The following is a 23,375-nucleotide window of genomic DNA, read 5'->3' as shown; positions in this document are numbered from 1 at the left end:
AATAATCAAATTAAATCTATAAGATTTGTTGTAAAATTCTTTAAGCATTGCTAACTAAGTATAGATTAATTAAAAATTAACGTCTGAGCTACGGAAAAATTAAAAATTTTGACGAAGCAATCCAGTAAGAAAATGTTAAGGTTAGCACTTTTTATTATTTTTCTGGATTGCCACAGCCACTTCGTGGCTTCGCGATGACGAATCTATATTTAGTTAGCAATACCAATCCTTTATTTTGTTAACAGCGTCATAGCATCTCTGGAAGAAATTATATTATCTACTAATCCAAATTTTTTTGCTTCTTCCGGTGACATGAAATTATCGCGTTCCATACTTTTTTCTACATATTTTATATCTTGACCGGTATGCTTACTATATAACCCGTTAATTAACCTTTTGATTTTCATAGTTTCTTGAGCATGAATTTCTATATCAGTAGCCTGTCCTTGGTAACCTCCTGACGGTTGATGGATCATAATACGGCTATTAGGTAAACTATAACGCATTCCTTTTTCACCTCCGCAAAGTAAAAATGCCCCCATAGAGCAAGCTTGACCTATACATAATGTAGCCACTTTAGGTTTTATATATTGCATTGTATCATAAATTGCAAGACCTGCGGTTACAACTCCTCCAGGGGAATTTATATACATATATATATCTTTTTCGGGACTTTCTGCTTCAAGGAACAATAACTGTGCAACGATTAAGTTTGCCATGTGGTCTTCAACAGTACTACATACAAAGATTACACGCTCTTTTAACAATCTTGAATATATATCATAAGCACGCTCACCGCGTGATGTTTGTTCGATTACTATCGGTACGTACGACATTAATATTTTCTCCTGAAATTTGATTAATTAAGATGTCATACCGTGGCTTGACCACGGTATCTAAAAAACAATAAAAAGTACTAAAATTATTAGTATTTTTAACTGGATCCCGCGATCAAGTCGCGAGATGACAATCAGAGGGTCGACCCACGCAAGTAAGCCTGTAATAAAACTTCTACTTCTTATCTTCTAAAGCATTCGCAAGTATATCTCCCATATTGGTAGTATTCTCACTAGACCCGTATTCTTTGAGAGCTTTTTGACGTTCTGCTATTTTATGAGCTTTTAACGATAATAAAATTCTACCGGTTGATTTCTCAATAGAAGCAACTTTAGCTTCTATTTCTTCGTCTACTTTAAACATTTCAGGTTTCTGTTCATCTTTTTCATCCGATAGTTCAGTTCTTTTAATAAAACCTGCTACTTTATTGTTTAATAGTACTTCGAGTCCATCATCTTTAACTTCCGTTATAAGGGCTTTAACTATTGTGCCTTTTTTATATTCGTCATTGATTTCTTGATATGGATTCGGTGATAATTGTTTTATACCTAAACTGACTTGTTCTTTTTCAATATTAATGGCTAAAACTTTGCATTCTATTTCGTAACCTTTTTTATATGATTTTAGAAGTTCTGTTCCCTTATCCTCCCAGCTAATATCACCTTCATGAATCATACCATCCATATTATTACCGAGTGCAACAAAAATACCGAAATCCGTAATATTTCTAATTGGTGCTTTAATTATAGTACCGACAGGATTATTTTCAGCGAACTTTATCAAAGGATTTTCTTGGCATTGTTTAATACTTAAAGAAACACGATGCTTTTCAGTATCAACCTCTAAAACTACGAATTCTATTTCTTGACCGATAGTTAGCGTTTTTCTAGGATTCTGATTAGATTTTAACCAACTGATTTCACTTGAATGAGCAAGCCCCTCAAGTCCGTCTTTTAATTCTATAAATACGCCGTAATCAGCAAAATTTGTAACTTTCCCGATCATTTTTTTACCGACAGGGAATTCTTCTTTAATTTTTTTCCATGGGTTAGAATCAAGTTGTTTTATACCTAGTGATATTCTTTTGGTTTTTTCATCAAACTTAATAACCATTACTTTAACCTTTTGGTTAAATTCTAGCACTTCTGAAGGATGGTTAACTCTACCCCAAGAAATATCGGTTAAATGTAATAAACCATCAACGCTTCCAAGATCGATAAACGCACCATAATCAGTAATATTCTTCACTGTTCCTTCTAACACCATTCCTTCTTTAATTTTGGATAGCATCTCGTCTCTAGCTTCGGAACGCGATTCTTCTAAGATAGCTCTTCTAGAAACTACTATATTACCAAGCTTTTTATCCATGCTTAAAATTTTAAACGGTTGCTTAATATTCATTATAGAAGTAGGATCTTTAATAGGTCTTACATCAACTTGACTTCCAGGTAAGAATGCTACTACGCCCGATAAATCTACGGTAAAGCCTCCTTTCACACGACCGAAAATCGTACCGTCGACAAATTCACCCTTGGAACACATAATCTCTAGTTGTCCCCATAATTCTTCTTTAATTGCTTTTTCACGGCTCAATATCGTTCTACCGTTACGCCCCTCAATTTTCTCGATGAAAACTTCAACTACACCCCCAACTTCAGGTAAAGATAAAAATTCAGATTTAGGTATTCTGCCTTCGTTTTTTAATCCAACGTCAACAATAATCATATCGTTTTTTATTTCGATTACTTGACCTTTAACTACCGTTTTTTCTTTTATATGGCTTGTATCAACGGTTTCAAGCATCTTAGAAAAATCTTCTTCAAATTCGTGATTAATTGCTGCAAGCTGTGGAACAAATCGTTGTTTTAGTTTTATTGACATATTTTTCTCGTAATATTAGCTAAAGTGCTTAGGCTAATAAGGTTTTTTTAAAGGGTTAATAAAATTGGATGCTATTGCATGGTCAAAAAAAAGCGTTCTTGCCATTCCCGCGAAAGCAGGAATCCAGTGTAAAGCGAGATAAATCGAGCTTTTAGTTCTAAAAATTCAAAATATTTGTACTTTTTTATTACTGGATTCCCGCCTACGCGGGAATGACATACTAACCATGCAACAACGCCATAAAATGGAATAAAATAACCTAGTACTTATTTCAAGTTATTTTATTCTTTAATGTAATTTATTACTTCTTCTACGACTTCCATAGCCGAAAGCTCTGAAGTATCGATAATTAAAGCATTTGAAGCCGGTAATAACGGTGCAACTTTTCGCTCTTTATCTCTTTTATCTCGCAAAATTATTTGCTGTAAAATCTCATCGAGTATACATGCTTTCCCTTTTGCTTGCAACTGCTTATATCGTCTTTCAGCCCTAACATAAGGATTTGCAGTTATAAAAATCTTTAAATCGGCATCAGGTGCAACAACAGTACCTATATCCCTACCCTCCATAATAATTCTTGGCGTTGTTTTTACTAGATTAATCAGATATTTATTTAGATTATTTCTAACCTCACCTATTATAGCAATTTGCGATGCTATATCTCCTATATTCTCGTTCGCTAAGTAAAGATTATTATCGAGTTTTAATTCTTTAGATAAAGCAATTACTACATCTATATTTGTGACATTTATTTTTTGACTAATACAGTCAAAAGCAAGCTGCCTATAAACAATACTTGACTGAAAATATTTAAGAGAAAATTTCTCAGCCAGTATTAAACCGATAGTCCCTTTACCTGAAGCAGCAGGACCATCAAGAGAAATAGTAAAATTTTGAGAAACATCAAAGGCTTTAGTTTTTAAATTCGCCATAAAATTATAGATTAAATAATAAAATATTATAAATAGTGTAAATAAAGCTTGAAATCTAGTATATTATGCAATAAATATAGAATTTAAAATTATTAGAGCCTATCAGTAAATAAATTTTAACCGATAATTTAATTCTTTTTTGCTGCAAATTATAAGATTTTTTTAAAATATGGATAACTATTCCTACAAAAATCTTATAAATTTTTGCTAAAAAAAGCTCTTTAATTACTAATTAAAATTTATTTACTGATAGGCTCTAAGGGTGGTTAGCTCAGTTGGTTAGAGCATTACGTTGACATCGTAAAGGTCGGTGGTTCGAGTCCACTATCACCCACCATTCTTTATTTTTATGTTATTCTGCACCATCACTCAGGATCTGCTCCTAATAAATTAACATCTTTATCGTCTAGTAACGTAGTATCCCAACTATTAGAATTATCTTGAGAGTGTTTAGAATTCTCATTATATCGCTTATAAATATAACCTATTAAAATTATTAATGCAGCCCCTCCTATAATGAACTCTACAAAATCTAAGAGTAATGAATTATTATCTGAAGTACTATCACCTATAGAGCGAGGTTAGAAGGATTTAAAGTATCGCCTTGAGCGTTATGAAGCAAGCTTGGCTCATTTAGCTCTATATGCTACATCTTCTGTCTCTGTTGGTTTATTACCAGAGTAATCTTCTAATAAATATTTTAAGTTTTCAGCTTTACCTTCATTTACTAACATTTTCCAGTTTTGTTCTAACTCATCCCAATTTCTATCTTCTTTTATTAGGCCGCGCCCCCGTATTGCAGCTTAGCATGAATAGTCTATAATCCTCAAACAGTAATAAGAGAGAATTATAGTTAAGGAGTTATGGCAAGAATAGATGTTAAGTGTAGATCAAGAATAGATGTTAAGTGTAGATATTGTAACGACACAGAAAAAGTAGTAAAGGCGGGATATTCAATTTCAAAACAACAGAGATATCAATGCAAGCAGTGTAATCGATATTTTCAACTGTAATATATTAATAATGCCTCTAAGCCTGGAGTCAAGGCTCAGATAGTAGATATGTCAATCAATGGCTCTGGAGTTAGGGATACAGTAAGAGTATTAAAAGTGAGTATCAATACGGTTATCCGTGTTTTAAAAAAATCTAGCGTTAAAAAAGATAAATCATTCTATCAATACGATAGAAGTAATTATTGCTCCTGAAATAGATGAACAATGGTCTTATGTACAGAATAAATCCAAACAAAGATGGCTTTGGTATTCTTTGGATAAGATTTTGTTAAAAGTAGTTGCTTATACTTTTGGTACAAGATGTGATAGCACATCAGAATCATTACTGAAAAAAAACCGGAGGATTTTAAGGTTACTTTTTACTTTACAGATGGATGGGGAAGTTATGCTAGGTTATTAGATCCCAAAAAACACATTGTTAGTAAAAAATATACTCAACGGATAGAACGGGGTAACTTAAATCTTAGAACAAGATGCAAAAGACTGACACGTAAAACAATTTGTTTTTCCAAGTCATTGGATATTCATGATAAAGTCATCGGAACTCTTATTGAACGTATAGCTTTTTAATATCCACATCTGTAAAATGGAGGTGCGGCCTTCTATTACTGTATCAGCTTCTTCTATTGGTGGCTTAATAAGATTAAGCTCTTTTAGTAATTTATATAAGTTTTTAGCTTTTTGCTGCATTTTTATTAACTTCCGGTTATTTTCAGGCTACTGCAATTCGGTCTGACAAAATCGTTATGGTATTGTGATATTTCTATTATATTTCTATCTTCTTGTTGAGCTTCTAACAATGCTGCAATTATTTCAAGGTCTGCAACGCTAATTATTGGAGAATAAGGGAAAAAATCTAGTTTGTCTAGAGTTGGTTCTTTTTTTAAAATATCATTCCTGGTTTTGTGTACATTTTATTAGGATTTAAAAGCTTATAATTTAATGCTTCATTATTGTTTGTTCAACGAGCTTATAAATTTGAGGATTTTTTTCAACTATTATAGAAAAATCTAATAGATTATTAAGCTGTCTAGCTTCGTCAATTAAAATTGCTTTTTCTTGAGGAGTTAAGTCATTTAAATTAATTTTAGGATTAGATTTTAAATAATTTATAACTGCATCAATTTGTTCGGAAGATAGCTTTTTATTAATAGGATGTTTGTACGCCCCTAAAAGCTTATTAATTTGTAATGCAAGATTCACTGCTACTACATTATTGTATTTTACAAGCTTCCAATCTATGGGAAAAGCAGGAAACTTCACTCTACCAACTGCTGGGGTATTATAATTAAAAAGCTTAGCAGAGTTTAATATTTGATTGTTATCTACAACTTTATTAAGAACTGCCGCTAGAGTACCAGGGTAAAAAACCTTATCTAAATAAGAAATATCAATCGGTTTTCGATCTTCAAAATAATTTGTTTTTTTGTCTATATAATCTTCATATTCTCTAGAGTTTTGTATATGAGTATTTTTTATATTTTTAGTCATGAAATTCCTGTATTCTTTGAGCTTATATACTATTAAATAGCTGAACTCATAGGCTATTGTCTAGAGAAAAATTTGATTTTAAATTTAATTAATATTTGTTAATTCAATTGAAATATAAGGATATAAAATGTAGGTTATTTTTGCTAAAGAATACCTCAAAATAACAAATCAATTAGAACTTAGACTTAATTCTGACTAATGAATGAAATTACTTGTTAATTCTATATTATTTAATTCTTCTACAAAATCTAAAATATCCATTGGGTGGTTATGTTACTTCCCTCCATAATAGTTATTTGCTTTTTTAAATCTTGCTCACGTTTTTCTTTAGAAATTCTGGTCCTTGAATTAATATCACAGTTCTTTTAGTCATTTTTATTATTCAAAAAATTAATCGAAAGTAATGTAGTACAAAATTAATTTTCTGTTAATTCTTAATAAAAACTAATTCACTATCGGACGAGTACTCGGTACTAAATTCATACCCTAAATATGAGAAATCTTTAAGTAGCTTAGGTGAATCAATTAGATTATTGGCAATAACATTCATCATGTTTCCACGGGCCTTTTTAGCATTTATGCCAATTGTTAATAATTTCCCGTTTCTATTTTCTTTGAAATGAACGTTAACTAGTTGATATTTGAGGCTATTTGGATTTATTACAGATGAGTATTCTTGTGATGCTAAATTTAGTAAATATTTATTTTCGTGCTTAGCAAGAATTTTATTAATATAATCCGTGATTTCATCTTGCCAAAAGCTTGTTAAATTTAGTTCATTTAGCTTTGTTGCCATTTCTAATCTATACGGCTTAATAACATCTAGCGGTTTTAGAACTCCGTAAAGCCCTGATATAATAAGTAGATGTGATTGTAGGAAATTTAGTTCATGATTAGTTAGTTTTTCTATATGTATATTATTAAAAACATCTCCTGCATAAGCAAAAATAGCTACTTTACTCTCTTGATCATCAAAATTTTTAAATCTATCCTTATTTATATGCGCAAGCTTTGCACTTATATTCATTATTTCCGATAATTGATTCTCAGAATAGCCTTGGAGTATAGAAAGTAACTGATTTGTTAGTTTAGGGAAGGCAAGAGAAGTTAGCTCTAACTCATGAGCTAACTTCTCAAAATTAAGAGTTTTAGCAGAAGAAATAATAACAAGCATTTCTATCTAGCCGGAGTACTTGGAAGAGATGAAGTAGTGTTAGCAATATTTCTGTTAGTATTATCGATTGTTTTCATAATCGCATAGCTTGGATCACCGTCAAGTTCTACTACTTCTTTTGATTTCGTGGTTTTACCAGCACAGCCAATTAAAGCTACAGAAGCAAGTAAAATTATTAAATATCTTATCATAAATACCCTATTTTAATTTTAAACTTAAGATAGTTGCTTATTATTATAATGTCAATTAAGAGAAAAATTTTATTACCCTACCCCTACAGGTTCTAAGTAATAATCTAAGGATTCTTTATAATACTCTAAATCTAATTCGGCATAATTTAAATTAGAGCCATCTTCTCTTCTTTCTATTTCAGGTTCAGGTTCAGGCTTATCATAATTTTTTCTAGTTTTTAAATAATATTCTAAAGTGTCCTCATATTCCCATTTAGGGTGATCATCAGATTCTTTTTCTAAATATATCATTATTGATGATATATTTTCCTTTAAAAATTTATTACATACTTCTTCAAAAATGGGATAATATTCGTTCTTATTAGATACTAAAGGCATGATCGTTGCTTTACTATCATTTAAGTAATTATATAATGCTTCAAAAAAAGAATCATATTTCCCATTACCTATAATATCATGATATACAAGAGAGTCCATGGTGAGCGCTTGAATAATCAACTTTCCGTCTATCGATAATATTTTTTTAAAGAGTTCTAAATCTTGAGTATGAAGAGCCATGGAAAAAATATTATTATGTACTACCATGCTTTTTATTATTTTCCACTTCTCTATAGCGCTATATTTAGACCATTCCATAGCTTATTCACTCCTTAAATAAATTTTTAGGCATTCGATAGTAAATCGTATTATAGAATTTTTCGACATAGTTCTTTTCAAATTCTACTTCTAGAGGTAATTTGTACGTCGAGCTGGCACTACGTTCCGCGTCTCCTTCAAATTCCTCATTATAAGCAAATTTGGGAAGAACTATACTTTCAGGGAATTTGCGTTTGCGTATGGAGAAATTACCGAAATTTCTGATTTCGATACGCTCTTGTTCTTTAAGAGACTGACTTAAATAATCTAAAATTAAATTTACCGAATCTTTAACATCTTCTTTAGAAAGATAATTCAGTTCATTATGTATTTTATCTATTAAATAATTCTTAGTAACCATTATTAAAAAATCGCCTTGATTCCGTTAAAACTATTTTTAAAAAAACTAGGTGTTATACTATCAAAATCTTCAAGTATTATGTCCATTAATTTTGGTTTTGGTTTTAATTGATAATCTTTTACAGTTAGATTAACGTTAACTTTCTTAACTTCCTGTAGCCATTTTAATGCTGTATCTTCCGAGCCTATAACATCGACAAGCTTTAACTTTAAAGCCTGACGGCCTGAATATAGTCGTCCGTCTGCAAGCTTTTTTACTTCTTCTATAGGAAGATTACGCCTCTCTGAAACAATCTCAAGGAAAAAATTATAAGTATCTTCTATATTTTCCATAATAGCTACTCGTACTTCTTCGGTCAGTTTTTCGGTAGGATTTGGAACAGCTTTTAATTCACCTGATTTAAAATTATTAAACTTAATTCCTAATTTTTGAGCAAGTTCTGTTACCTCAGCTGTTTGTAATATTACACCGATTGAACCCGTAATAGTTCCGTTATGGCTAACAATATAATCACCTCCGAGAGAAATTAAGTAACCGCCGCTTGCAGCCATTGTCCCCATAACTATTACTACGGGCTTTTTCTCGGATATTTTACGTAGAATATTATAAATTTTTTCAGAACCGACTACTGTACCGCCAGGAGAATTTACATTAACTATTAATGCTTTAATATGAGAATCATCGATTATTTTTTTAAGCTTCTTGTCACGCTTCTCATCCTCAAGAATTATTTCATCTATTAATACTGAAGCTATATAATCCTCATTACTATTAATAAGTGAAACATCTTTTGGAGCAAAGTTTTTACCGATTAGTAATAATACAATAGCAATTAAAATAACAGCCACAAACTTCCAAATTAATAGACGAGATTTTATTTGTCTTCTTTCAATTAAATAATCAGGCGACATACTCGTGATATTTTATGTTTTTAATTAGTACAATCAGCGTCATTGCGTGCAGTCGTAGGATGCGTGACAATCTCATGAAATAATAACGAACTCTTAAGATTGCTTCGTTAAAATTTTCAATTTTTCCTCGCAATGACGACACGACTACAAACCGTTTTTAGGACGCTCAGGACTCTTCATCATCTCAAAAAACTCACTGTTGGTTTTAGTATTTTCAAGTTTTTTGAGTAAAAATTCTATTGCTTCACTGCTACCCATTGGATCGATAATACGACGAAGAACCCACATTTTATTTAATATTATTTTATCAACTAATAGCTCTTCTTTTCTAGTTCCTGATCTGGTTATATCAATTGCCGGATAAATACGCTTATCAGCGATTTTACGATCTAAGACTATTTCAGAGTTACCTGTACCTTTGAATTCTTCAAAAATTACTTCATCCATACGGGAGCCGGTCTCAATTAAAGCCGTACCGATTATAGTAAGCGAGCCGCCGTTTTCAATATTTCTTGCCGCTCCAAAGAATCTTTTCGGTCTTTGTAGTGCATTAGCATCAACGCCGCCTGTTAATACTTTTCCTGATGATGGCACTACGGTATTATAAGCACGAGCTAAACGTGTTATCGCATCTACTAAAATTACTACGTCTTTTTTATGTTCTACTAAACGCTTTGCTTTTTCAATAACCATTTCCGCAAGCTGTACGTGTCTACTTGCAGGTTCATCGAAAGTAGAGCTAACAACCTCACCACGTACGGAACGTTGCATATCGGTTACTTCTTCAGGTCTTTCGTCTATTAGCAGCACTATTAAAAATACTTCCGGATTATTAGTAGTAATAGCATGTGCAATATTTTGTAATAATACGGTTTTACCTGTACGAGGCGGCGCTACTATTAATGCACGCTGTCCTTTACCCATAGGAGCTACCAGTTCAATAACACGTGTACTAAAATCTTTACTATTATCCTCAAGCTCTAATCCTAGTTTCTCATCAGGATATAATGGGGTTAGATTATCAAAATGAACACGATGATAAGCTTTGGATGGGTCTTCAAAATTAACTTTATTTACTTTTAGTAAAGCAAAATAACGTTCTCCGGCTTTTGGAGCTCTGATCTGACCTTCTACCGTATCACCGGTACGCAGACCAAAACGACGAATCTGACTAGGAGAAATATAAATATCATCAGGACCTGCTAAATAATTTACTTCCGGCGAACGTAAAAAACCAAATCCGTCAGGTAATACCTCAAGTACTCCCTCACCAACTATTAAACCTCCCTGCTCTACGGATTTCTTTAAAATTGCGAAAACTAATTCTTGTTTAAGTAATGAATTAATGTTTTCAATTTTTAATTCCTCTGCTTGAGCTTGTAGTTCTTCAGGTAATTTACGTTTTAATTGTTTTAAATTAATAATACTACCGTTTTCTGCAAGATTATTATGATTGTTATTGGATTCGGAATTGTTAAGTTCTTCTGTGGATTCTTTATTAGCTGTGTTCATTATTTTATTATTAATAGATTATATTGTAAAGAGTTGAGTTAGCAAAACTTTAATTACCTTAATTGAAGGAAGTAATATACTTATTTAAATCAGGAATCAAATTAGATTTTTAGAAAATTTTATTTATTCTTGCGGTTTGAAGAATTATTTATTTTGTTAGCTTTAAAAGCTGTCTATGTATATAAGAGCATACTAACAATGTAACAGCCTGTTGTCAACTTAAATCGTCATTGTAAGCAGGTAATCGGTAAATCGTCATCGCGAGAAAAAGCAAAGCCTTGACGCGAAAATCTCGGGAATTTTGTGCTGTTTCATGAGATTGCCACGCTCCTTATAGTCGCTCGCAATGACGGATAACCAATCCACGTAACTCTATAAATTCTTCGACCTTAATAATAATACATTTGTATTAAGTAGCGGGGTGAATACGTTTTTAACTTCGTTTAATAACGCTTCATTGCTTATTTCTTGTTTTAATTCACTGCGTACTGCATCAAATATTTCTCTTAAACTTTTCTCTTCTGCCATATATTTAAAGATATATTTAGTACTTCTAAATATTGGCATTGAGATATTAACATTATTTAACACTCCATTATTAATAGTAAAATTAATAGCACTATTTATTGCTGAATGGTTAGACTCCAAATGTTCATAAATTTGTTTAGCGAAATTGGCAATATTATGGAAGTACGGTATATTATCAAGATCATTGAACGATACTACACTATCTTTTTGATTTGATACGTAAAATGAATGTTTAATTATATTACCGGTTAGTATCTCGCAAATTGATTCTTGAGTTACTTTATCCATCTTCTTAATTTTTTGTAGAAGCGAGAAATCTTTTATATAATTTTCTGGTCTGAGTAAAATTTTCTCTAAAGGATCAAGATAATCAACAAAATGTAAGTCTGCTTTTTCTACAAATTCATGTAATTCAGGAATGGAGTAAGCTCTATCTTGCTTATGCAAGAACATATCGTAAATCCCAACATCACCGAAATTTTGATAATCTGAAAATAACTCCCAACCTCTTTTATACCAGTTAGTAGAAGGTAAATTATCCAGAATTAATTTCCCGTTCATTACTTCTTCGACACGGTTTTTAGTATCTTTATTTATCATTTTCATTAAATCTTGAATTTGATAAACCCCGGTACGTCCATATTTAGCATATACCATTAAACCCATACCACCGGTTGGCTTTAAAGAATCTTTTAGATTTTTTAAAGCTTCCTCGGGATTTGCTAAATGATGAAGAACTCCGGTACAATTTATATAATCAAATTTTCCAAGTTTTAGATTAGGTATATTTAATATGGAATCATTAATCCATTTAATATTTTTAAGACCTCGTACTTCAGCACGTTTTTGTGCTACTTTCATGCTAGGCTTACTAAAATCTAGATATATTATTTCGGTATTTTTATCTTTTAATTGTTCAGCAAGATAAATAGTTGAATCACCCGTGCCGCCGCCAGCTATTAAGCATCTAAACCCGTTATTGAAATTTTCTTTTCCTTTATACAGAAAATGGTTTAATTCTCCTAGGAATTCACCGCAAATAGTAAGCAAACGTTCTTTTTCTTGATTTGGGTCTCTGAAAGGATAAGGATAATCTTGATAATGCTCTTGTACTTCCGCTAAGTCTTTAGAAATTTTTGTTTTCCTTGAATCGCTCATAAATTATTATTTTTAAGTTATTATTATATCTTTTATAATTAACTGAATAGTATAGTTATCTTGCCAATTATTTGTTTTTAGCGTTCCTATTGCTGAAATATTTTTTGCTTTAGGACTTAATAGAACCTCTTCAAATGAAGTACCTACCGAATTAAAGGCAACGGCGGGTATAGCTTTATTGCCAAACGCTTGCTTATTTGGAGCAAGTAAACATCTAATATGTCTACTTCCAACAATATCTGCTTTTAATACAAATAAATTATCGAATTTAAATATAGGTTCATGATTACCTTGACCAAAAGGTTCTAAAATATCTAATTCATCCATTAAAGGAAAATTAATGCTACTTGACGTTAAATTAAGCTCATATTCTGCTTGCTTATAATTTTCTAGTTTATTTGCTTTAATTTTAAAAGCATTATTTAAAAAATTCTGTAATTCTTGTAATTTTTCAGCAGTTACGGTAAACCCTGCTGCCATAGCATGCCCACCACCGGATATTAGTAGATTCTTGCTTTTAGCATTAATAATCTCAGCTCCAAAATCAATACCTACAATAGAACGGCATGAAGCTTTGCCGATTCCATCACTCAAAGCTATAACCGCTACCGGCTTATCAAATTTTTCTTTGAGTCTTCCTGCAACGATTCCTATAACTCCGGGATGCCATCCTTCTTTTACAATAAATAATAAACTACTATTTTCTTGTGTCAAAGCAATTTCCATCGCTTCTTCTATCATCAATAGCTCGATTATTTTACGCTCATTATTATGCTTTTCAAGCTCCAGTGCTAATTTATTTGCTTCATTAATGCAGCTAGTAGACAATAGATTAGCACCTAAACTTGACTTCCCTACTCTACCGCCTGCATTGATACGTGGACCCAAAACAAAACCTAAATGATAACATTTCGGTATTTCATTAAGCCCTGCCATATCGTATAATGTTTTAATCCCTATATTTTGTCTTTGTTGCATTACCTTTAAACCGCTCGCTACAAATGCACGATTTAAGCCTGTTAATTTCATCATATCACAAACAGTACCAAGAGCTACCAAATCTAGATATTTCATTAAATTAGGCTGAGGAATTTTTGTAAAATAATTCTTCTTTTTTAAGTTCGATAATATGGCAGTTGCAAATAGGAAAGCAACTCCTACAGCTGCCAAATGCTTATATTCACTTTTTTCATCAATACGATTTGGATTCACTATAGCTACTGCATCCGGTAATATATCTGCAGCTATATGATGATCGATGACTATAACATCAAGACTAACGTCTTTTGCGTATTTTAGAGCTTCATGTGCCATAGCACCACAGTCAACCGTAATTAATAATTCGACAAAGCTATCTTTAATTTTTTGCATAGCAAGAGGAGTCGGGCCGTATCCTTCAGCTATACGGTCGGGAACATAAATATCGCATATTATATTTAAGTCTCTAAAAACATTTTTAAGTAAAGCGGCTGAAGTAGCCCCGTCTACATCATAATCGGCAAAAATACATATTTTTTGGTTATTTAAGATAGCTTTAACAGTTCTAGCTACCGCTTTATCCATATCAAGTAAATGAAAAGGATCAGGCAATAAATTTTTGATTTTCGGTACTAAAAAATTTTCTACTTCCTCTAAATTACTTACTCTTAATGATACTATTCTAGCAAGTAAACCACTAATTTTAAAACTTCGACATAATTCTGTAACTATATCCTCGTTAATTAGTTTTTGTTGCCATATTTTACCGTTTATAGATACTCGTGGTTTCATTATTATTTTAATTATTAAGATGTTTTTAGATAATTACACAACAAAAATCATCATTTTTACCTATGCAATCAAACGTACCGCAATCACTTTTCTCTTCTGGGCTTAAAATTATTGTTTGACTAGTATAGTCATTATGTTTCTCTGATGAGCTTGTTAGACTTACTGATTCTATATTTTCTTCTATAGTTCACTTGTATGCGAATGATTATCGGTACTTTGATTATTTTTTTGTTATTTCATTTAGAAGTATTAATTCATCGCTATTTAAACTATTCTTAGAATAGGATTGTTGTATTATTTTTACTTCTTCTTTAGATATAGTAGTTTTACCTTGATCATTATATGTATATATTATTATATCATATTCCTTTTTATTCATGCTCTACTCCTATATTTCAGAAAGTTTTTTAGCCTCATCATCTGCAATTAAAGCTTCAACAAATTCATCTAATTGCCCGTTCTTAACTACTTCCTCTATCTTATAAAGTGTTAGGTTTATTCGGTGATCTGATACTCGTCCTTGCGGGAAATTATAAGTACGAATACGCTCGGAACGATCTCCTGAACCTACCTGCCCTCGTCTACTATCGGCTCTTTCTTGATCCTTTTTATGACGTTCTTCTTCATAAACTCTAGCTCGCAAAATCTTTAATGCTTTAGCTTTATTTTTATGCTGTGATTTTTCATCTTGCAACGCTACTACAATACCGGTAGGTATATGAGTTATTCGGACAGCAGAGTCGGTAGTGTTTACATGCTGTCCACCTGCTCCCGAAGCTCTATAAGTATCAATTCTTAAGTCTTTATCTTCAATCTTAATATCAACCTCCTCAGCTTCAGGAAGTACTGCGACAGTCGCCGCAGAAGTATGAATACGTCCGTTCGATTCAGTTTCAGGTATTCGTTGCACTCTATGAACGCCTGACTCAAATTTGAGCTTAGAGAATACATCTTTGCCTTTTATTGACGCCGATGCTTCTTTATAACCACCTATACCTGTATCGGAAATCGCTAATATCTCGAAACGCCATCCTTTTAACTCAGCATATCGTTGATACATATTGAAAAGTACAGCAGCAAAAAGTGCAGCTTCTTCACCGCCGCTTCCTGCTCTAACTTCAATAATAGCACTTTTACTATCCGCATCATCTTTCGGTAATAAAGCAATTTTTACGGCTCGCTCAAGTTTCGGTAGTGAATTTTCAAGAGTATGTATTTCGTATTCAATCATTTCTAAGGTGGCATTATCAAGTCCTACTTCTAACTTAAAATTATTTGCTTCTTCAAGTTCGGATTTAGCTTTATTATATTCTTTAATTCTTGCTACAACCACTTCAAGTTCTGCATATTCTTTAGATGCTTTAACAAACTCGTCTCCCATAACGCCGGAAGATAGTCTTTTGCTTAGATCTTCATATTTATCTAAAATTTTTGTTAAATTATCTGAAAAACTCATGTTATTTTTGATTTGATTAGGAGGGTAAGATATAATATTATTGTGCCTTTCTGTAAAATAAAGAGTTGGTAGACGAAGATCAACTTCAAAAAGAGCAAGGAGTTTATAAGTCAAGAAGCGGAGCGTATATATAATACGTGAGCATTCTTGAACTTATAAACGACGTAGCCAATTTTTGAAATTCATCGAGTATACAACATCATCAAAGCGGGACTCTCTATAAATTTCTTAAATACTGCTAAAAATTCAGCACCGACAGCTCCGTCCACTACTCGGTGATCGGCAGAAAGAGTTACGTCCATAATTGTTGCTATAGCTATTTGATCATTCTTGATTATAGTGCGTTTTGAGCTGCTACCGACACCCATTATACAACTTTGCGGCGGGTTAATTATAGCATTGAAATTCTTAATTCCATACATACCGAGGTTAGAAATAGTAAACCCTCCGCCTTGAAACTCTTCAGGAGTTAATTTATTATCTTTTGCTTTCTTTATTAATTCTTTCATCTCACGGGATAGCTCCATAATATTTTTTTGATTAGCATTTTTAACTATCGGCGTAACAAGCCCATTTTCAATTGCTACCGCTACTGAAATGTCAACATTATTGTAATATCTAATCGCATCTTCTCCCCAACTAGCATTAGCACTTGGAACTTCTTGCAGAGTCTTGGCTACTGCTAAAATAATAAAATCGTTAACTGATATTCTTGATGATTTATCTTCTGCAAAAGATTTATTGATATCTTCTCTCGTATCTAACAATTTATCGACATTACATTCTATAGATAAATAAAAATGTGGGACTGTTTGTTTAGATTCAAGCAGACGCTTGGCTATAATCTTGCGGATGTTATTATTCGGTACTAAACGATATTCTTCAGGATTTCTACTAACTATTTTATTATGAACAGTGCTAGGAGTATGCGATAAGATATCTTGTTTGACTATTCTACCGTGCGGTCCGCTACCTTTTACGCTCTCAAGCTTAATATTCCCCATTTTTGCAAGTCTTTTCGCAAGAGGTGAGGCGAATATTTTACTTTTATCATGATTTGTAACTGCTAACTGCTGTTCTATATTAGAGTGTTGTACAACTATATTCTCGGAGGATTTTGGAAGGTTAGCATCTGCTTTCGGTGATAGTGATGCATTACTATTTTTTGCAATGAACGCATCAATATTGGCTATATCTTCTCCCTCTTCGCTTAACACGGCAATTAAAGAGTTAACAGGTACATTTTGGCTATTTTGCGGGATAACTATCTTGGCTAGTATTCCCTCGTCTACTGCCTCTATTTCCATCGTTGCTTTATCTGTTTCAATTTCGGCAATTACTTCCCCAGGATTAACTTTATCCCCCTCTTTTTTTAACCACCTAGCTAGATTTCCTTCATTCATAGTTGGAGATAGAGCGGGCATTAAAATTTTAATCGGCATAATATATTTAGATTTGTTATTTTATTGGTTGTTATTTAACGGTAATTTATGTCATTCCTGCGAAAGCAGGAATCCAGTATAAAGCGAGATAAGTCGAGCTTTTAATTTCAGAAATTTGCTGTATTTATAATTTTTTTGGGATTCCCGCCTACGCGGGAATGGCATAAACGAGCCATGCAGCAACGCCCTCCGCTCCTCGCAATGACGTTATTGCACCTTAATATCAGGGCTAACTATCATTATCATCTGCTTACCTTCCATTCTAACATGCTGATCGATTTTAACGAGTCCTTCTAACGCTATTTCTATACGTTTAAATAATTCTTGCCCGACTTCTTTATGAAGAATCTCTCTACCTTTAAACCATAAAGAAATTTTTACTTTATCGCCGTCTTTTAAAAATTCTTTTATTTTTCTTAGTTTAGTTTCAAAATCACCTATACTAATATTAGGTTTAAATTTCATTTCTTTAAGTACGACGATTTTTTGCTTTTTGCGTGCCTCATGCAAACGTTTTTTGCTTTCATACTTAAACTTACCGAAATCTAAGATTTTACATACAGGGGGTTCGGCATTCGGTGATATTTCGACTAAATCAAGACCGGCTTTGTCAGCCATGTCAAGCGCTTCTCTAATATTTACGACGCCGTGCATTTCACCGTTTTCGCCTACTAGACGAACTTCTCTAGCTCTGATTTCTCTATTAGCCTTAGGAAAATTATTTTTAGAAATAAAATTTCTCCGTATTATGTTTATAAATAAATATATATTGCATTTAACTTATTTTATTTAAAATTACAAGTAAATAAAATATTTTATCTTTAATTTTATTTAGAAAGTTTTAAAAAAATTGAAACTACGAGGCAAATTCCAAATATTAATAAGCAGATTCGTGTTAATTTAGCGATTCTTTCCTGCGTTTTCAAGTTTTTTAGATCTATAGCATGTTTATGGGCTTGTTCTTTTTGCGCCATATTCATTAATTCTTGTAAAGTACCGGGATAAATATTCTCATACTCACTGATTAAATCAATTGGCGGTAATATATGCTCAAATTTTTTACGGTAAAAATTATTATCAGACTCGTTTACACTAAAAGTCTTAGCATAACCTTTATTTAATCTATTATTTTTGTTAAAAAAACGTTTAGTCTCTTTCATATTCCTTTTTTATTTTTTGAAATGTATATAATATATTACTTTCAACTATTTTAAAATAATCAATTAATTGCGTTTCTTTTTTTTGCTGTTGTTTAGAGTTTTTCATATTTATTATATTCTTTAGCTCTGCATATACTAGTTTTATAAAATTTTGTTTCATTGATTATACTAAATTTATAAAATCTTTTTTTGGTATCAGCGGTTCGCCCCTAAAATTTATAGCATAATTAAATTTATTGCAACAGGTTATAAAATTTTTATCACATCCGGCAGTAATTTTTACTTCCTCGGCATCTTTAGTGTAATCCGGTATAATATTCTCTAATATAATCAAATCACCGAAATTATTTAGAACTTTACTGCCAAAACGATTGTCACCGAATATAATTTGACCGCCGTTATAATAGCCGTTTTCTTTATTTAAATCTAGTATTCTTAAACTTTCTTTGAGTATTTCTTTAACCTTATATATCCCGCTATATAAATTTTTATCTATTTTACATTTACTATCTCCGAAAGCCACTCTACAGGTTTTACTATTCAGGTTTTAAATGTATTTAAAAACTTAGGTCATATTTTGTATATAAAGTGCAATAATATGTGATAAAATGCTCAAAAACACCTTCACTATATATTATTAGTTTAACAATAGCATTATTTAAATTCATCGCCATCATAATTCCTTTCTCCTCAAAAATACCTTCAATAATTATATGATTTTGCGCAGAATCGTTAAATTTCGCTTCTTTTAAATCTAAACCTGAATTCGGTAAAAAAAACTATATCTTCATTTTTTATAATATGATCGCTATTTGTTAAATTTAATTCCTCACCACTTGCTAGCTTAATTTGGAAACAATAAACAAAATTCGTGAGCTTTGTAATTACTTCTTCAATAGTAATACTCATATAATCACCTCAATTAATTCTATATCGGATAACGCTATAGAACCATCACTGCAATATGAATATTCAAAGCTATCTATACTAAATCTAACAGCTACGTCAAAAGTAAAATCAGCAGTTAAAGTTGCATCTTGTCCTAAAGAATTCGGAAGTGTTATAGTGCCGTCATTGTAATCAATTATACCCATAGTCCTTACGTTATTAATATAGGTCGCACCTCCATTTTACAGATGTGGATATTAAAAGGCTATACGTTCAATAAGAGTTCCGATGACTTTATCATGAATATCCAATGACTTGGAAAAACAAATTGTTTTACGTGTCAGTCTTTTGCATCTTGTTCTAAGATTTAAGTTACCCCGTTCTATCCGTTGAGTATATTTTTTACTAACAATGTGTTTTTTGGGATCTAATAACCTAGCATAACTTCCCCATCCATCTGTAAAGTAAAAAGTAACCTTAAAATCCTCCGGTTTTTTTCAGTAATGATTCTGATGTGCTATCACATCTTGTACCAAAAGTATAAGCAACTACTTTTAACAAAATCTTATCCAAAGAATATCAAAGCCATCTTTGTTTGGATTTATTCTGTACATAAGGCCATTGTTCATCTATTTCAGGAGCAATAATTACTTCTATCGTATTGATAGAATGATTTATCTTTTTTAACGCTAGATTTTTTTTAAAACACGGATAACCGTATTGATACCCACTTTTAATACTCTTACTGTATCCCTAACTCCAGAGCCATTGATTGACATATCTACTATCTGAGTCTTGACTCCAGGCTTAGAGGCATTATTAATATATTACAGTTAAAAATATCGATTACACTGCTTGCATTGATATCTCTGTTGTTTTGAAATTGAATATCCCGCCTTTACTACTTTTTCTGTGTCGTTATAATATCTACACTTAACATCTATTCTTGATCTACACTTAACATCTATTCTTGTCATAACTCCTTAACTATAATTCTCTCTTATTACTGTTTGAGGATTATAGACTATTCATGCTAAGCTGCAATACGGGGGCACGACCCTCTTGGGGTATATATTAAATTAGAGCTTAGGTAATAGAACTCTTCGGAAACTCTATTTCTAGGGGGAATTTGTACGTCGATCCTTACCACTCATCCTCACGTACTAATGTACGCTGCGGTTCGAGGTGAAGTGTCTTCTTCAAATTCCTCTCTATAAGCGAGTTTTTGAAGAGGTCTAATGATTAACAATAGTTAAACCAATAATTTAAATTTAGTAAAATTTTTGCTAAAAGGAGAGTTCGGCAGTAGAAAAAGAGATTATTTTTTTGGAAGATAGTTGTAATATTATTCTGCCGGTATTATCGATATTTTTAAAAAGACCGGTTACTATATCATTTTGATGCTTAACGGTAATATTTTCATGTAACTTATAGGCATGTTCTAACCACTTTTCTCTAATAAGAGAAAAACCGTTATTATCCCAAATTTGATAGTATTTTTCAAAATTTTCTATTAATTTTTCAAGTAAAGCTTGCGGCTCTATAGGCGGTAGATTTTCACTTATTAAGCTAGTAGTAGGCTGGTCGATATTATCAGGGTGATAGGTGATATTAATACCGATACCGATAATAATATAATAATTATTTTCTACTTTAATGGATTCAAGCAGTATACCGGCAATTTTCTGACCGTTAATTAATACATCATTCGGCCATTTTAGCTTCACACTGTCATCCCGTGGCCCCGCCACTGGATCCAAAAAAATAGATCCGGTGGAGGGGCCACGGGATGACATAGTATCATAAACGGCAAGTGCTACGACAAAAGATAATTGCGGTAGTAATTCTAGCTCTTTATCAGGCTTTATTAGTAAACTTGTATGTAAATTACCGGGATTAGATCGCCAGTTTTTACCGCTTCTACCACGTCCATTAGTTTGAGATTTGGCAAGCACGACATAATTTGACTCGACTTTACCATTCTTAGCAATTCTCATGGCTTCAGAATTTGTACTATCTATTTCATCAAAAACAGCTAGTTTAAATTTACTTATATTCATTTTTTAGTAACCGTCGTTGCGAGGAGCAAAGGGCGTTGTTGCATGGTTCGTTTTATGTCATTCCTGCGAAAGCAGAAATCCATCATAAAGCTAGATAACCTCTGCTTTTAATTTCAAAAATTTACTGTATTAATGCTTTTTGGATTCCTGCTTTCGCAGGAATGACATAGGGAACGGGAGTGACATAAAAACACCTAATCACCCCCTACTCCTCTGACTACTAGCTACCTCATGTTTGTTTTGAATTTTTGGTGCTTCGCTTTTACTTTTAGTAATAAAGCTTTCTAAATCTTGTTTAGTAAATTTAAACTTAGCAATATTTTCATCAAAGGTTTTGGTCTTGTAAAATCTTGCATCCTTATTTTTATCTATTCCAAGTACCTCAATGAAACTATCTTTTATTTTACTTGAAACGGTAGGATCATTTAATGTATGCAGCAAAGCTTTCAATGGGTTTGTATCGGCTTTTAACGTATTATTACGACTAGTAGCTGCAATAATTACATATTCTTTAAGGTTCTTTTGCGGTTCTTTTTCGTTTAATGCTCCGGTTTTGCAAAATGATAATAGCATTTTTGCTTTATCATTATAATTTTCAATAACACCATCCTGCCATTTAGAATTATTGTTTTCCCTTGACGGAATAAACATTTTTAATAATTTAGCTCCAAAAGTTTTATGTAAATTTTTATTATCATAAACTTCATAAACATTTAGCAGAAATTTTTGATGGTCAAATGTTTTATCAACTTTTTTCTTAGTTTATGATTATTTAAATATTCTCTGGTTTGGCAATATTCTTTAATATGCTAATAATCAGAATATTTTTGTGCATCTTTGAAATCCAAAGTATCTATTCCGATAGTATCTAAAACAACAGTGTTTAAAGCATTTTCGCGTAGCTGCTCATTAGTTTCTTTTAGGGTTTCGGTATATTTAAATTTTCCCCCTACTTTTTCAAGCGCCTTAAATAGTACACCAACTAAAAATTTTACGATATCACTTGGGCTTTCAAATTTTTTTGCACTATATGTAGCAATATTAGCATCAGCTTCCATTCCAACTCCAAAAGCCATAGCTAGAGTCCTACCTTGCTTTTTAGCTGAGATAATCTCCTCCATATCATCAGTTACTTCTTTTGTATCAAATTCCGGCTCATTGTCTTTAAAATATTTTGTTGGTATATTATCTCTATATCCGCCGTCGACATATTTTTTACCGTCAATTTCTACCGACTCAAAAACAATAGGGATAGGGACAGAAGCGCGGCACGCTAAAGCAATTTCAACATCAGGGGTATCAACGCTACTGAAAATAGTTAGCTCGCTTGTCTCTTGCTGAGTTGCCGTAATTACTAAATCTTTATACTGCACTGGATCGTATTTTCGCAGTAACGCTATATCTTTAAAATATATTTTTCCGTTTTCTTGATATCTTTTTCTTAATTCATCAAGAACTTCATCTCCTTTAACATTTACTATATCTGATCTCTGTAAAAAATTTCCTATATTTCCTTTAATAACAAGATCTAATAAATCATGTAAAGGTTTACTGTCTTTATTTAATTGTAGCACGCCGGCAGAAAATCCTTTTTTTCTAGTAAATCTTGTAAATTTGTATTTTTAAAAATTTCTTCAAATCGCTCCGGTTTCGTTCCAGGAGCTACCACTGCGACAGTAATAGCACCGGCGGAAGAACCGGTTACAGCTTTAACATTATCTAAAATACCGGCTTTTTTGCTGCCTCATAAGCTTCGGAATATATCGCTCCCTTAGCCCCCCTCCACTGAAAGCTATATATTCGATAGGAGCTTTCTGTGCTTGCTCTAACTCCTGCAATGTTTTTGTTTGATTACTAGAAGATTTTTGAATTTTTTCTAGGTCTTCTAATTCTTCCAATATATCAGATTACTCATTAACTATGGGAGTTTTTGACTCTTGCTTCAGATTATTAATAATAGGATGCTTTCTTACC

The 23,375-nt window shown here is 32.1% G+C and carries 21 protein-coding genes, 1 tRNA gene and 7 pseudogenes; 2 read left to right on the top strand and 27 right to left on the bottom strand.

Going from position 1 to position 23,375, the window contains the following annotated elements:
• Positions 1-230: 230 nt before the first annotated feature.
• From clpP to cmk, 3 genes are all read right to left on the bottom strand, one after another.
• Positions 231-836 carry an ATP-dependent Clp endopeptidase proteolytic subunit ClpP gene (gene clpP, locus AAGD46_RS03915; protein ID WP_341787830.1) on the bottom strand — a complete coding sequence of 202 codons (606 nt, stop codon included), beginning with the start codon at positions 834-836 and terminating at the stop codon, positions 231-233.
• A gap of 175 nt (positions 837-1,011) precedes the next feature.
• Positions 1,012-2,718 (bottom strand): 30S ribosomal protein S1, encoded by a 1,707-nt coding sequence (locus AAGD46_RS03905; protein WP_341787829.1) that lies wholly within the window; start codon positions 2,716-2,718, stop codon positions 1,012-1,014.
• Positions 2,719-2,999: 281 nt separating this feature from the next.
• Positions 3,000-3,650 (bottom strand): (d)CMP kinase, encoded by a 651-nt coding sequence (gene cmk / locus AAGD46_RS03900; RefSeq protein WP_341787828.1) that lies wholly within the window; start codon positions 3,648-3,650, stop codon positions 3,000-3,002.
• 260 nt (positions 3,651-3,910) lie between these two features.
• Between cmk and AAGD46_RS03895 the strand changes: the two genes are divergently transcribed.
• Positions 3,911-3,987: transfer RNA gene (locus AAGD46_RS03895), tRNA-Val, on the top strand.
• 526 nt (positions 3,988-4,513) lie between these two features.
• Positions 4,514-5,233: pseudogene (locus tag AAGD46_RS03890) on the top strand (IS1 family transposase).
• Here AAGD46_RS03890 and AAGD46_RS03885 read toward each other — a convergent pair.
• The 24 genes and pseudogenes from AAGD46_RS03885 to AAGD46_RS03770 form a co-directional block, all read right to left on the bottom strand.
• A complete protein-coding gene (locus tag AAGD46_RS03885) occupies positions 5,177-5,353 on the bottom strand; it encodes a hypothetical protein (protein ID WP_341787827.1) in 177 nt (58 codons plus the stop codon). The pseudogene AAGD46_RS03890 and the gene AAGD46_RS03885 sit on opposite strands and share 57 nt — an antisense overlap.
• Positions 5,354-5,602: 249 nt before the next feature.
• Complete coding sequence (locus tag AAGD46_RS03880; protein WP_341787826.1) at positions 5,603-6,154, bottom strand: hypothetical protein; 552 nt, start codon at positions 6,152-6,154, stop codon at positions 5,603-5,605.
• Positions 6,155-6,581: 427 nt separating this feature from the next.
• Positions 6,582-7,328, bottom strand: coding sequence for a YaaA family protein (locus tag AAGD46_RS03875; RefSeq protein ID WP_341787825.1), 747 nt, complete (start codon positions 7,326-7,328; stop codon positions 6,582-6,584).
• Positions 7,329-7,330: 2 nt separating this feature from the next.
• Positions 7,331-7,519 carry a hypothetical protein gene (locus tag AAGD46_RS03870; RefSeq protein ID WP_341787824.1) on the bottom strand — a complete coding sequence of 63 codons (189 nt, stop codon included), beginning with the start codon at positions 7,517-7,519 and terminating at the stop codon, positions 7,331-7,333.
• Between the two features lie 72 nt (positions 7,520-7,591).
• Positions 7,592-8,155: a hypothetical protein gene (locus AAGD46_RS03865; protein WP_341787823.1), complete on the bottom strand. Its 564-nt coding sequence runs from the start codon at positions 8,153-8,155 to the stop codon at positions 7,592-7,594.
• A 175-nt stretch (positions 8,156-8,330) separates the two neighbouring features.
• Positions 8,331-8,516: pseudogene (locus tag AAGD46_RS03855) on the bottom strand (HU family DNA-binding protein); the annotation flags it as partial.
• 2 nt (positions 8,517-8,518) lie between these two features.
• Positions 8,519-9,427 carry a signal peptide peptidase SppA gene (gene sppA, locus AAGD46_RS03850; RefSeq protein ID WP_341787822.1) on the bottom strand — a complete coding sequence of 303 codons (909 nt, stop codon included), beginning with the start codon at positions 9,425-9,427 and terminating at the stop codon, positions 8,519-8,521.
• 144 nt (positions 9,428-9,571) lie between these two features.
• A complete protein-coding gene (gene rho / locus AAGD46_RS03845; RefSeq protein ID WP_341787821.1) occupies positions 9,572-10,939 on the bottom strand; it encodes a transcription termination factor Rho in 1,368 nt (455 codons plus the stop codon).
• Positions 10,940-11,311: 372 nt separating this feature from the next.
• Positions 11,312-12,625, bottom strand: coding sequence for a class I SAM-dependent methyltransferase (locus AAGD46_RS03840; protein ID WP_341787820.1), 1,314 nt, complete (start codon positions 12,623-12,625; stop codon positions 11,312-11,314).
• Positions 12,626-12,637: 12 nt separating this feature from the next.
• Positions 12,638-14,395 (bottom strand): single-stranded-DNA-specific exonuclease RecJ, encoded by a 1,758-nt coding sequence (gene recJ / locus AAGD46_RS03835; RefSeq protein WP_341787819.1) that lies wholly within the window; start codon positions 14,393-14,395, stop codon positions 12,638-12,640.
• Between the two features lie 220 nt (positions 14,396-14,615).
• Positions 14,616-14,774 carry a hypothetical protein gene (locus tag AAGD46_RS03830; RefSeq protein ID WP_341787818.1) on the bottom strand — a complete coding sequence of 53 codons (159 nt, stop codon included), beginning with the start codon at positions 14,772-14,774 and terminating at the stop codon, positions 14,616-14,618.
• A 9-nt stretch (positions 14,775-14,783) separates the two neighbouring features.
• Positions 14,784-15,851, bottom strand: a complete 1,068-nt coding sequence (gene prfA / locus AAGD46_RS03825) for a peptide chain release factor 1 (RefSeq protein ID WP_341787889.1) — start codon at positions 15,849-15,851, stop codon at positions 14,784-14,786.
• Positions 15,852-16,033: 182 nt separating this feature from the next.
• Positions 16,034-17,293 carry a pyruvate dehydrogenase complex dihydrolipoamide acetyltransferase gene (locus AAGD46_RS03820; RefSeq protein WP_341787817.1) on the bottom strand — a complete coding sequence of 420 codons (1,260 nt, stop codon included), beginning with the start codon at positions 17,291-17,293 and terminating at the stop codon, positions 16,034-16,036.
• Between the two features lie 207 nt (positions 17,294-17,500).
• Complete coding sequence (gene infC, locus AAGD46_RS03815) at positions 17,501-18,061, bottom strand: translation initiation factor IF-3 (RefSeq protein WP_410525967.1); 561 nt, start codon at positions 18,059-18,061, stop codon at positions 17,501-17,503.
• Positions 18,062-18,120: 59 nt separating this feature from the next.
• On the bottom strand, positions 18,121-18,453 hold the full coding sequence (locus AAGD46_RS03810; protein WP_341787816.1) for a DUF2335 domain-containing protein: 333 nt from the start codon (positions 18,451-18,453) through the stop codon (positions 18,121-18,123).
• Positions 18,440-18,613 (bottom strand): hypothetical protein, encoded by a 174-nt coding sequence (locus tag AAGD46_RS03805; RefSeq protein WP_341787815.1) that lies wholly within the window; start codon positions 18,611-18,613, stop codon positions 18,440-18,442. Before AAGD46_RS03805 ends, AAGD46_RS03810 begins: the two co-directional genes overlap by 14 nt.
• Before the next feature lie 3 nt (positions 18,614-18,616).
• Positions 18,617-18,838, bottom strand: coding sequence for a phage BR0599 family protein (locus AAGD46_RS03800; RefSeq protein ID WP_341787887.1), 222 nt, complete (start codon positions 18,836-18,838; stop codon positions 18,617-18,619).
• A 295-nt stretch (positions 18,839-19,133) separates the two neighbouring features.
• Positions 19,134-19,362: pseudogene (locus AAGD46_RS03795) on the bottom strand (hypothetical protein); the annotation flags it as partial.
• Positions 19,359-19,583 (bottom strand): annotated as a pseudogene (locus tag AAGD46_RS03790) (DUF2460 domain-containing protein); the annotation flags it as partial. The pseudogenes AAGD46_RS03790 and AAGD46_RS03795, both read right to left, overlap by 4 nt.
• Positions 19,584-19,598: 15 nt before the next feature.
• Positions 19,599-19,763 (bottom strand): annotated as a pseudogene (locus AAGD46_RS08975) (IS1 family transposase); the annotation flags it as partial.
• A 267-nt stretch (positions 19,764-20,030) separates the two neighbouring features.
• The gene (locus AAGD46_RS08970; RefSeq protein WP_341786649.1) at positions 20,031-20,120 is read right to left on the bottom strand and encodes an IS1-like element transposase; all 90 of its coding nucleotides are present in this window, start codon (positions 20,118-20,120) and stop codon (positions 20,031-20,033) included.
• Positions 20,121-20,503: 383 nt separating this feature from the next.
• Positions 20,504-20,590 (bottom strand): annotated as a pseudogene (locus AAGD46_RS03780) (palindromic element RPE1 domain-containing protein); the annotation flags it as partial.
• Between the two features lie 37 nt (positions 20,591-20,627).
• Entirely contained in the window at positions 20,628-21,401 is a 774-nt protein-coding gene (locus tag AAGD46_RS03775) for a biotin--[acetyl-CoA-carboxylase] ligase (protein ID WP_341787814.1), read from the bottom strand.
• 198 nt (positions 21,402-21,599) lie between these two features.
• Positions 21,600-23,272, bottom strand: a pseudogene (locus AAGD46_RS03770) (patatin-like phospholipase family protein).
• Between the last annotated feature and the right edge of the window lie 103 nt (positions 23,273-23,375).

The organism is Rickettsia endosymbiont of Cantharis rufa, assembly GCF_964026445.1.
Classification (GTDB): Bacteria; Pseudomonadota; Alphaproteobacteria; order Rickettsiales; family Rickettsiaceae; genus Rickettsia.
The sequence above is the reverse complement of the archived record's forward strand: the minus strand, read 5'-3'. Positions and strand labels throughout refer to the sequence as shown.